The sequence below is a fragment of the Microvirga sp. 2YAF29 genome, from assembly GCF_052114605.1.
Classification (GTDB): domain Bacteria; phylum Pseudomonadota; class Alphaproteobacteria; order Rhizobiales; family Beijerinckiaceae; genus Microvirga.
This window is the reverse complement of the sequence record NZ_JBFRFB010000014.1, coordinates 67,431-78,146: the sequence shown is the minus strand read 5'-3', so window position 1 is coordinate 78,146 and position 10,716 is coordinate 67,431. Positions and strand designations below refer to the sequence as shown.

At 62.5% G+C, this 10,716-nt stretch carries 8 protein-coding genes and 1 pseudogene; 6 read left to right on the top strand and 3 right to left on the bottom strand.

The annotated features are described in order from the left end of the window. Nucleotides 1-149, top strand: a pseudogene (locus AB4Y85_RS16720) (UDP-glucose 6-dehydrogenase); the annotation flags it as partial. A gap of 69 nt (nt 150-218) precedes the next feature. Further along, on the top strand, nt 219-455 hold the full coding sequence (locus AB4Y85_RS16715) for an Lrp/AsnC ligand binding domain-containing protein (protein ID WP_441986051.1): 237 nt from the start codon (nt 219-221) through the stop codon (nt 453-455). Between the two features lie 65 nt (nt 456-520). Here the strand turns inward: AB4Y85_RS16715 and AB4Y85_RS16710 are convergent, their stop codons facing one another. The 3 genes from AB4Y85_RS16710 to AB4Y85_RS16700 all read right to left on the bottom strand — a co-directional run bounded on the left by AB4Y85_RS16710 (nt 521) and on the right by AB4Y85_RS16700 (nt 4,805). Beyond that, a complete protein-coding gene (locus tag AB4Y85_RS16710) occupies nt 521-1,591 on the bottom strand; it encodes a transglycosylase SLT domain-containing protein (protein ID WP_441986050.1) in 1,071 nt (356 codons plus the stop codon). A 170-nt stretch (nt 1,592-1,761) separates the two neighbouring features. Continuing rightward, nucleotides 1,762-2,208 carry a Crp/Fnr family transcriptional regulator gene (locus AB4Y85_RS16705; RefSeq protein WP_441986049.1) on the bottom strand — a complete coding sequence of 149 codons (447 nt, stop codon included), beginning with the start codon at nt 2,206-2,208 and terminating at the stop codon, nt 1,762-1,764. Then, nucleotides 2,205-4,805 carry an ABC transporter transmembrane domain-containing protein gene (locus AB4Y85_RS16700; protein ID WP_441986048.1) on the bottom strand — a complete coding sequence of 867 codons (2,601 nt, stop codon included), beginning with the start codon at nt 4,803-4,805 and terminating at the stop codon, nt 2,205-2,207. Before AB4Y85_RS16700 ends, AB4Y85_RS16705 begins: the two co-directional genes overlap by 4 nt. Before the next feature lie 289 nt (nt 4,806-5,094). On the opposite strand from AB4Y85_RS16700, the gene AB4Y85_RS16695 reads away from it, so the two are divergent. From AB4Y85_RS16695 to AB4Y85_RS16680, 4 genes are read left to right on the top strand one after another with little or no spacing between them, the layout of a single operon-like run. Then, nucleotides 5,095-6,366 (top strand): glycosyltransferase family protein, encoded by a 1,272-nt coding sequence (locus tag AB4Y85_RS16695; protein WP_441986047.1) that lies wholly within the window; start codon nt 5,095-5,097, stop codon nt 6,364-6,366. 8 nt (nt 6,367-6,374) lie between these two features. After that, nucleotides 6,375-7,646: a glycosyltransferase family 4 protein gene (locus tag AB4Y85_RS16690; protein ID WP_441986046.1), complete on the top strand. Its 1,272-nt coding sequence runs from the start codon at nt 6,375-6,377 to the stop codon at nt 7,644-7,646. Next, a complete protein-coding gene (locus tag AB4Y85_RS16685) occupies nt 7,643-8,785 on the top strand; it encodes a glycosyltransferase family 4 protein (protein ID WP_441986045.1) in 1,143 nt (380 codons plus the stop codon). Before AB4Y85_RS16690 ends, AB4Y85_RS16685 begins: the two co-directional genes overlap by 4 nt. Next, entirely contained in the window at nt 8,773-10,698 is a 1,926-nt protein-coding gene (locus tag AB4Y85_RS16680; RefSeq protein WP_441986044.1) for a glycosyltransferase, read from the top strand. The genes AB4Y85_RS16685 and AB4Y85_RS16680 overlap by 13 nt, the downstream gene beginning before the upstream one ends. Nucleotides 10,699-10,716: the final 18 nt, after the last annotated feature.

Here is a 10,716-nt window from a genome sequence, read left to right as displayed (position 1 = left end):
TGACCGAGTGGGACATGTTCCGGGCGCTGGATCTGCGACGCCTGAAGGCGGCGCTGGCTGCTCCCGTGGTGGTGGACCTGCGCAATGTCTACCGCCCCGAGGAAATGCGCCACCACGGATTCCACTACGTCTCAATCGGACGGCCGTAAGGAACGGATTTTCACGCGGGCACTGTCGTGCCATACGTTTTCTCAAGAAGCCGCCTATTGGAGCGCCCCATGCAGACCTTCTTCGTCGAGATCAAATGCAAGCTCGGGAAGACCTATGCCGTCGCGAACGCCCTCGCCGACCGCGAAATCGCGTCCGAGATTTACTCGACGGCAGGCAATTACGACATTCTCGCCAAGTTCCACGTGGATGACGACGTCGATATCGGGCACTTCATCGCCCAGAACGTCCAATTGATCCCGGAAATCGCGGACACTCACACGATCATCACGTTCAAGGCGTTTTAGCGCATCGAAAATGAAGCACCGAATTCGATCCCAAAAGCGGTTTCCACTTTTGGGATCGGTGTTCGTTATTGCACGATTGCGCTGGTCTCGGTCGGCTCAACCGTGCGGGCGGTGACTTCCGCGAGATAGGGGCCGATGCCCTCGTAGCGGTCGAGGCGGCGCACGATCTTGGAATCGATTTTGTTGTAGAGCTCCGCGACGCTGACCGGGCGGCGCTTGCGGCCCTTGCCTTCCATGAACAAGCCGGCATTAGCCTTGGCGGCCTTGGGGAAGAGCTTGGAGGCCTTCATGTCCGGGTCCTGGTCCAGAACCTCGAGGAAGCGCACGGCGCTCGTGGCGCCGAGGAAGTGGGCGAGGTAGAGTTCGGCCTCGGCCAGCTCCCGTTCGCCCTGCGTGAAGAGGGCGCGCTCCACGTCCTTGATCAGCTCACCGGCCATGAGGGCCGAGAAATACGGATCGGTGCGCAGGTTCATGACCCACTCGCGGTCTTTCTCGGAAACGACCGGATCGCCATCGACCGACTTGACCGCCTCGGCGAGCGCGGTGAAGCCGTAATCGGCCGCATGGAGCTGGACGATCTCAAGCCAGGTGCGGTCGATGAACTGGAACAGGCCCTTGGCGGACGAGGTCGGCGCCTTGGCGTCGGGAGAAAGACTCGATTCCACATCGGCCAGGGTCATCATGTAGACCGGGTCGACACCCGTCACATGGGCGGCCTTGAGGATGGAATGGACCAGCCAGCGGGGGATATTGCGGCCGTTGAAGGGGATGATCTCATCAGGATTGCCGGCGGCTTCGAGTTCCGGCGGCGGAGCCTTTTCCTTCTTCTTGAAGGAGAACGCGCCTTCGAGGATGGCCTGAAAGAGGCTTGGAGCCTTGGACAGCTCCGGCGTGAAGGCAACTGAGGCGACGATGGGCGCCGTAGCGATTTGAGTTTTCGGCGCCGAGACGTTGCTCGCCAACATGGCGGTGGGCAGGGTCGCGACGGCGGCTGGACCCGCCGTCATGCCCTGGAACCCCACCATCAGGCCCAGCCCGAGGGCCAGGCGAACCATGTGGCGGCTGCGACCGCCTTTACGCTGGTCCGCAACAGGTTGCGGCACGGCGCATAGCAGCGTTCTCGCGTTACTCGTCATCACTTAGTTCCCGCATGGTCCGGCTTGGGTGCCGAACCTTCCCTTGTGTCATTCTGGGACAAGGGTTGCAGGCAAGATGTGTCCAGAATCGGTCAGCTTGGCCATAACAGGGTAAATTAATGGTTCACTGTGGCCCGTTTTCCCCACCAAAAAGCGGTAGAACCTACCCCCTACGAGGAGGATTGCGCCACCAGCTGCGCGTTTGTCCGCTCCAAGCGCTGCGCCAATTCGCGCATCACGGCCAGCGACATCTGAGGGAATTGGGCCAGCAATTCGAGGAAAACCCGCTTGTCGATTCGCAGGGCGGTGGTGGGTTCCGATGCCATGATGGTGGCGGAGCGCGGGGTGTCGGACAGAATGCCCATCTCGCCCACAAGAGCGTTGCCGGCGAGTTCCGCCACCTTGATCTCCCCGTTCGGCGTGTCGAGAAGCACATTCGCCCGCCCGTCGAGGAGCACATAGGCCGCATCCGAAGGATCGCCCTGTGAAAAGAAGCGCTGTCCGTTCGAGAACTGGACGCGCTCGCTCGTGAAGGCCAAAAGCTTCAACCGCGCCGGGTCGATATCCCGGAACATCGGAACCTGCCTCAGGGACTGGACCTCCGTCTCAAGGGTCATGCCACCTCTCCTGTTACGCTCTGGGCGGCCTCCGGCATGGGCTTCCTATCGCCCTTGCGCGGTTCTGCCGTCTTCTCCGTGACGATCAGTCCGTTCTTGAAGCGCATCTGAACATCGAATTCACCGGCCTGTCGATCATTCGGCAAAACCATGAACAGGGTTTGTTGTTCGAGATAGGCGATGAGCTTCTGAACGATCCTGCGGCTGCGCTCCTCGTCGAAGGGGGCCAGCGCCCCGTCGATAACGAGAATATCAGGGTTTTTCACCAGACAGCGGACAAGATTGACGCTCGCCCTCTCCTGCGGTGAGAGCAGGCGGCCTGCGGTGCCGACCTCGTGGTCGAGGCCGATGCGCTCCACATCCTCCAGGAGGTCGAGCTCGCGGATCACCGCCGCCACGGCCTCCGCCACCCGGCGCCTTGCATCGGCGACCTGATAATTGATCCGCCCGAAGAGGAGGTTGTCCCTTAAAGGCGCGGCCGCGATGATCTTTTCCACGTCCAGGAACTCGACACCGGTCGCGGAGTCCTTTTCCAGCGTGTCGCGCACGAGGCTGCGGGTCTCGACGATGCGCTGTCTCAGCTCCGCGGTGAGAAGGCCAAGACGGTGCTTGGACTCGATATAGGCCAGGGGCAGCGCGAGCAACCTCGTGCGCTCTTCCCGCTTGAGGGTGGTCGCTCCTCTCGCCCGTCGGCGCAGGAGGGCCTCGAATTCAGGTAGCTCCTCGGCACCGATGAAGGAGAATTGCGCGAACAGGGAATGGCCCGGCGGCAATCCCTGGAAGATTTCCGTCATGGTCTCGGCGATCTGCAGGCCCATCTCGGTGAGATCGTCGGTAAGACCTGCCTCGTCGATGGCGCTCCTGAATTGCGGATTGTCCGCAAGGTTGCGCCCCCTGAACTCGGGCGAGACGGGTACGCCGAACAGCAGGTTCTCGGCTACCGTTCCCTGCTCGTTGTAACGCTCAGGATCGAAGAACTCGACGAGATCGGTCATGTCGCTCGACTCGAAGGTCTGCCTCAGGCGATCGCGCGCCTCGACGAGGCGCTCGGCCAGGGCCTCATGCCCTTCCGGATCGATCCGCCCCGCAAGGCCGAACAAGTAGATGGATTCCCCCATCTCGACTTCGTTAAGGAGACTCACGAGCAGGCGGTCGAGCTCGTACTCGTCCTTCACGCCTACCCTTTCGTAGTCGATCCACTGATCGGCGATGCTCTCATAAGGATTGCCGGTCCTCGCGGCCTCGGCGATGCGCTTGGCAGCCTCGCGCTTGTCCTCTTCGCTCTTCGCCACCGGGCGGAAGCGCAGGCCGTAGATGAGGTTGTCGCGGATGCTTCCGGGGAACAGGACCGGATCGATGCCGGCATAGGCAATCCTGCGGCCCGCGACCGATGCGGGCATCCGCATGAGATCCTGCTCGCCGATGCGGACCGTCCCGCCGAAGCCCGGGATGCGGCGCGCCAGAATCCGTGCTGTGAGACTGGCGGCAGCGCCACCGTCCGCGATCAAGGCCGCATGGGTCGGCAGGTTCAAGGAGAAGGCCCCGCCGTCGATGATCATGTCGCCATGGGGGCCGGCCATGCGCAGATCCTCGGCCACGAGTTCGCCCACCAACGGCTGATCGGCTTCCTTGTCTTCCTCGGACATGGGGAGAAGGGGCGCCAGCCGCTCTTCCGCGAAATGCTGGGTCACCTGATCGTATTTCACCTGCACGTCGAGGCGCTGCTGATCCCAGTCGATCAGCTCCTTCAAGGGCGGCGGCAGCTCGCGATAAGCGCCGATGACGGCGACGAGCTGACCGATGTCGAGCGTGCCGCGCAGGGCGAAATAGCCGCCGACCGCGTAGAACAGGAAAGGCGTGACCTGGGACAGGAAGTTATTGAGGAATTTCACCGCGAATTTGCGGTTATAGATCTTCAGCCGGATGCTGAAGAGGCTGAAGAGCCGGTTTCCGATCTCCGCCCGCTCCCAGGCATAGGCATTGTGCACATGCACGACCTCGATGCCGTCGAGCACCTCGCCGATGCGCCCGGCCAGCTCACGGGAGGCGAGCTGGCGCTCCTTGCCGAGGCGCAGGAGTTCGCGGCGCAGGCGGGGAATGATGGTGAATTGCAGCCCGATCACGCCCAGCGCCATCAGCCCGAGCCAGACATTCTGCACCATGATGAAGAACAGGGCGGTCGTGGCCTGAAGGCCTAAGAGCACCGGCGTGATGAAGGCATCGCCGATGAACCCGCCGATGGGCTCCACTTCGTCCTTGATGATGGTCGCGGTTTCCGAGGATTTGACCGTGCGCAGGGCTTCCGGCGTGAAACGCAGGACCATGGCGAAGAGATCGAACCGCATGCGCCGAAGCATGCGCTCGCCTAGGATGCCTTTTGAAATATTGACCCAGTACTTGAAGGCGTTGTTGATGACCACGAAGAACAGAAAAAGCGTGGATAACCCCAGCAACAGCCCCAGCCGCCCAAGCTCGAAGCCCTCGAAAATCTGAAACGAGCCGCCCCCCAGCCACCGTGGCAGGTCGATTCCGAGCTTCAGGAAAGGGGCCGTCGCATTGCCGTCCCGAAAGGCCTCACCCTGGATGGCCTGGTTCACGATCTGCCGAGGTAAGTCCAGGGAAACAAAGTAAAAAGGCTGCGAAAGCAGGACCACGAAACAGATGAAAAGCTGGTCGCGCTTCGAATGTGTCCAGATATACCGGAAGAGGCTCTTATCCATCAGTGCGCCGATACCAGTCTCATAATCGCCAGAGGTCCCTCTTTCCGATCTGGGGCGCCGCCATAGTTTGACGAGTGGGGCTATTGCAAGGGTAGAGATAGGTGTCCTAACGTCAACTGACTAAACGTCAATTCGACTCCCTATCTCCCAATCAAGGGACGGCTGCATGGCAGACGCGGTCATGGACTTCAGGACGGACCTTTCTTCGGCTCCGCCGCGGCACCCTATCGGTGCGCGCGTTCTCATCTATAGCCACGACACGTTCGGCCTCGGACATCTGCGCCGGTCCAGGGCGCTTGCGAATGCCATTGTCGAGGAACGCCCTGACGCTTCGGTCGTCATCATTTCTGGTTCGCCCGTGATCGGCAATTTCGAGTTCGGCAGCGGGGTCGATTACATCCGCATTCCCGGCGTCACGAAGCTGCCCGACGGAGATTATCGCAGCCTCAACCTCAATGTGGAGCTGGACGAGGCCGTAGGCCTGCGCCAAGCGCTGATCCTCCAGACGGCAAAGGCTTTCCAGCCCGACGTGTTCATCGTCGACAAGGAGCCGACCGGCTTTCGCGGCGAGGTCGTGCCTGCTCTCGACTATCTCCAGGCCACCGGCTGCCGCCTCGTGCTCGGCATCCGTGATGTGATGGACGAGCCCGCTCTCCTCGTTCCCGAATGGGAGCGCAAAGGAGCCAAGGACGCCCTCGCCCGCTATTACGACGAAGTCTGGGTCTACGGCCTGAAGGACGTCTACCAACCCCTCGAAGCCCTCGACCTGCCGCCCGAGGTGCAGAAGCGGATTACTTACACGGGCTATCTGCGCCGCGAGGTCCCGCCGACCCAGTCGCTGACGAGATACCCTAAGATCACCAAGCAGCCCTTCATTCTCGTGACCACGGGCGGCGGCGGCGATGGCGACGATCTCATCGATTGGGTGATTTCGGCCTATGAGGCCGATCCGGCATTGGAGCAGCCCGCGCTCATCCTGTTCGGCCCCTTCATCGACCGCGACAAACGCCGCGCCTTCGTGGAGCGCATCGCCAAGCAGCCGAAGCTCGATGTGATGGCCTTCGACAACAAGATCGAATGGCTCATGAAGAAGGCCGACGCCATCGTGGCCATGGGCGGCTACAATACGTTCTGCGAAGCCCTGTCCTTCGACAAGCGCACCCTGATCGTGCCGCGCACCAAGCCGCGTCTCGAGCAGTATATCCGGGCCGTGCAAGCCGAACGGCTCGGGCTGGTGAGCATGCTCAGCGACTACAACGAACCGCGCACGCCGGAGAGGATGGCGAAGGCCCTGCGCGCGCTGTCCACGCAGCCGCGCCCTTCCGAGGTGGTGATCCCCGGCCTGCTCGACGGGCTTGACCGGGTGCAGGAGCGGCTTAAGGCTTTGGCCAAGCCCGCCCTTCCCTATGTCGCCGCATACAATCAGGCGGCCGAGTAACGCCATCCATGCTCCCCTCCTCCGCAGCCCGGCGCATCGCCGTCGTCGTGAAAGGCTACCCGCGCCTGTCCGAGACGTTCATCGCCCAGGAAATCCTGGCGCTCGAAGCCCGCGGGCTGGAACTCGAAATCTGGTCGCTGCGCCATCCGACCGAGCGCGCCGTTCACCCGATGAACAAGAAGATCAAGGCGCGGGTGACCTATCTTCCGGAATATCTCTACGAAGAGCCGATCCGCGTTCTCAAAGGTGCGTTCTGGAGCCTTGGACAGAAGGGCCTCAGTAAAACGATCCATGCCTTCTGGCGCGACCTGAAACGCGACTTCACCGCCAACCGCATCCGCCGCCTGGGTCAGGCCTTCGCGATGGCGCGCGAGCTGCCGGCCGACGTCGTTCATATCCACGTGCATTATCTCCACACGCCCGCTTCCGTCGTGCGCTATGCCGCCCTGCTGACCGGACGCACTTGGACCTTCTCGGCCCATGCGAAGGATATCTGGACGACGCCGGATTGGGAGAAACGCGAGAAGATGCAGGAGGCGCTGTGGGGCGTCACCTGCACGGCGCAGGGCGCGGAGCATCTGCAGGCGCTTTCGTCACCCGGGCGAGTTTCGCTCGTTTATCACGGCCTCGATCTTTCGCGCTTTCCCGCACCGCCGGAAAGCCGCCCCGCACGCGACGGCTCGAACCCGATGGACCCCATACGCATCGTATCCGTGGGGCGCGCCGTGGCGAAGAAGGGCTACAGCGACCTGCTCCAGGCACTGGCCGCCTTACCGCAGGACCTGCACTGGCGCTTCGCCCATATCGGCGGCGGCGATCTGTTGAGCAGTCTCAAGACCCAGGCGCAGCAGGCGGGCATCGCCGACAAGGTGGCGTTTCTCGGCTCGAAGGCGCAGCCCGACATCATCGCGCTTTTGCGCGATGCGGACATCTTCGTGCTGCCCTCCAAGAAAGCCTCCTCAGGCGACCGGGATGGATTGCCCAATGTGATCATGGAAGCGGCGGGCCAGTCGCTTTCCATCATCGCGACCGATTTCGCGGGCATCCCCGAATTCATCCGCAACAAGATCGAGGGCGAACTCGTGCCGCCTGGAGATTGGGAGGCGCTGTCGAACGCTCTCAATCTTCTCGCGCGCGACCCCGAGCAGAGGAAAGCCCTGGGTGAAGCAGCCTATCGGCGCCTGCGACACGACTTCTCCATGGATGGCGGCATCGACTTCTTGGAAAGCCGCCTGCGTTCGATGACGCAGAGCATCACGAAACAACCGGAGCCGGTGTGAACACTCGCAAGCCCGTTGCGTTCTATGCCCCGCTGAAAAGCCCCAACCATCCCTTGCCATCGGGCGACAGAACCATGGCGCGCCTTGTGATGAAGGCGCTCGACCGCGCAGGCTTTCCGCCTGTGCTTGCAAGCGAATTGCGGACGTTGGACAAGACAGGCGCTCATGATCGCCAGGAAGGTCTCAGGCAGCAATCCCTCGATGAAGCAGCCCGCCTCATCGAACATTACAAAAGCCTGCCTGAAGCGAGCCGCCCCTGTCTCTGGTTCACCTATCACGTCTATTACAAGGCCCCGGACTGGATCGGCCCACGGGTCAGCAAAGCACTGAACATCCCCTATGTCGTCGCCGAGGGATCGCGGGCGGCGAAGCGCGCGCAAGGCCCTTGGGCGATCAGCCATGCGGGCGCGGAAGCGGCACTCGATCAGGCCGATGCGATCTTCGTGATGACGGCGAACGATGCCCCCGCGATTGAGGCCGCGAAGCCGCCGCATCAAACGCTCGTTTCACTGCCGCCCTTCATGGATACCGAGGAATGGCCTGGGAGCTCCGACATTCCTCACTCGGGCGAGGTGCGCCTTCTGACGGTGGCGATGATGCGCCAGGGCGACAAGCTCGCGTCCTACCGCATCCTCGCCGAGGCATTGACGCGGATGATCGATATGACCTGGTCGCTCGACATCGTCGGCGACGGCGAGGCGCGTGAGGAGATCGAAGGCCTCTTCGCAGCCTTCGGCGAGCGCATTCGCTGGCACGGCCAGATCGAGAACAAGGCAGAGCTGGCGCAGCTTTACGCCCAGGCGGATGTTTTCGTCTGGCCCGCCGTCAACGAAGCCTATGGAATGGTGCTGCTGGAAGCGCAGTCATTCGGCTGCCCCGTGATCGCTGGAAATTTCGGGGGAGTTGCCAGCGTCGCGCTGCATGGCGAGACGGGCCTGCTTACCGCACCGGGCGATGCAGCAGCCTTCGCACATGCGATAAGAGACCTCGCGAACGACCGCGAACGCCTTCAACAGCTCGGACGCAACGCACAACGCTTCATCCGCGAAGAGCGCAATCTCGACGGTGCGGCCCGGCGCTTGCGCGAGGGCCTCTCAGGCTTCATTCTCGTGCGGGGAGAACGATCATGCGCGTCCTGATCGTCGTCACGCATCTTCTGGGAGCGGGCCACCTCACGAGGGCCGCGGCCCTCGCACGCGCTTTCGGCCAAGCGGGGCATGAAACGACGCTTATTTCAGGCGGCGGACCAACACAGCCCGCGAACCTCGGCACGATCCGTTTCGTGCAATTGCCGCCGGTGCGGATCATCGGCACCGACTTCAAGACCTTGCTGGATGCAAACTCTTCGCCCATCGACGAAGCCTATCTAACCGAGCGCCGCGAACTTTTGCTCGCGACGCTTCATGAAATCCGGCCCGACATCGTCATCACCGAACTTTATCCCTTCGGCCGCCGCGTTCTGGCGAAGGAATTCGAGGCCCTTCTCACGGAGGCGCGCCATTTAAGCCCGCGCCCGCGAATTCTTTGCTCCATCCGCGACATTCTCGCCTCGCCATCCAAGCCCGAGCGCATCGCACAAACGCGCGAGCGCATTCGCGAAAGCTACGATGCGGTGCTCGTCCATGGCGATCCGCAGCTCGTGCCGCTGGAGACCACATGGCCCGTCGATGAAGGCATTCGTCCCCTTATCCGCTACACGGGCTATGTGGACGAGAACCCGAACGCTGTCGTGGAAGGATCGCGCGATGGCATTCTGGTTTCAGGCGGATCGAGCGCCGCGAGCCTGCCACTTTATCGCGCCGCTCTCGGTGCGGCGCGGGAAATGCCGGAGAAGTCCTGGCGCATCCTGGTCGGGCGCGGCGTGGCGGAAGAGGACTTTCAGGCGCTGCTTCGCGCTGCGCCATCTCATGTTACCGTCGAACGGGCGCGCCCCGATTTCCGGGCCCTTCTCGCGCAGGCCGAAATCTCGATCAGTCAGGCAGGCTACAATACCGTCGTGGATCTTTTGCGAACCGGCGTGCAATCGGTCCTCGTGCCTTTCGAAGCTGGTCAGGAAACCGAGCAGCGGTTGCGGGCAGAACGGCTGAAGGCCTTGGGACTCGCCTCAATCGTTTCCGAAGACGGACTCTCGCCGACAAGCCTCGTCGAGGCCATCCGCGAAGCGGAATCGCGCCAGACTCCTCAATCCGTATCCTTCAACCTCGATGGCGCCCAGCAGAGCGTCGCGATTGCCGAGAGCCTGTTCCGTGCCGCTCCCGCGCTGCACCAAAAGCTGGACTGGTCCCCTCTCGATCAGGCGCTCAGCCATGCGCGGGATCGGGGATATCCTGTCCAGCTCTGGTGGCGGGACGACGATGCGGTGTCCGATACACCTGCTCTGGACCGGCTACTCTCGCTCAGCCGGCAAGCCAATGCGGGCATCGCCCTGGCCGTCATCCCTTCGAAGCTCGAGGCTTCTCTGACTGAGCGGCTACAAACAGAGGACCACGCTTTCGCTCTCGTGCATGGCTGGTCTCATACAAACCATGCACCAGCAGGTGAGAAGAAGGCGGAGTTCGGAGCCCATCGCTCCCTCGATCTCATGGCCTGGGAAGCGGCTCAGGCCTTGCGGCATGCGCAGGAGCGGCTTGGCGATAAGCTTTTGCCGGTCTTCGTGCCACCCTGGAACAGGATTGCGCCGGGCTTGCTCCCGAGGCTGGCGCTCAAGGGCTACCAAGGCATCTCGACCTTCACCGACCGAAAAACCGCCTTCCCCGCGCCCGGCCTCCTCCAGGTGAACACCCACGTCGACCCCATCGATTGGCACGGGTGCCGCGGCCTGCTCGACCCCGCCCGGATCATTGCAAGCCTGGCCGGGACCGTCGAGCGGCGGGCGGCGGGAGAGGCGGACCCCGAGGAGCCTATCGGCTTCCTGACCCATCATCTGGTGCATGACGATGTCATATGGGCGTTTTGCGAGGCCTTGATGGTGCGCCTCGCCGAGCGGACGATCCCCGTTCTACGGCGAGATCTCGTGTTTTCAGGTGGAAACAGGATCACAGCCGTGGCTTGATGCGTTATGACTTTGTTT

Excerpts from the sequence above, each read along its gene's own strand:
- AB4Y85_RS16705 (WP_441986049.1), bottom strand. The coding sequence starts at position 2,208 with ATGACCCTTGAGACGGAGGTCCAGTCCCTGAGGCAGGTTCCGATGTTC.
- AB4Y85_RS16715 (WP_441986051.1), top strand. The coding sequence starts at position 219 with ATGCAGACCTTCTTCGTCGAGATCAAATGCAAGCTCGGGAAGACCTAT.
- AB4Y85_RS16680 (WP_441986044.1), top strand. The coding sequence starts at position 8,773 with ATGCGCGTCCTGATCGTCGTCACGCATCTTCTGGGAGCGGGCCACCTC.
- AB4Y85_RS16710 (WP_441986050.1), bottom strand. The coding sequence starts at position 1,591 with ATGACGAGTAACGCGAGAACGCTGCTATGCGCCGTGCCGCAACCTGTT.
- AB4Y85_RS16690 (WP_441986046.1), top strand. The coding sequence starts at position 6,375 with ATGCTCCCCTCCTCCGCAGCCCGGCGCATCGCCGTCGTCGTGAAAGGC.
- AB4Y85_RS16695 (WP_441986047.1), top strand. The coding sequence starts at position 5,095 with ATGGCAGACGCGGTCATGGACTTCAGGACGGACCTTTCTTCGGCTCCG.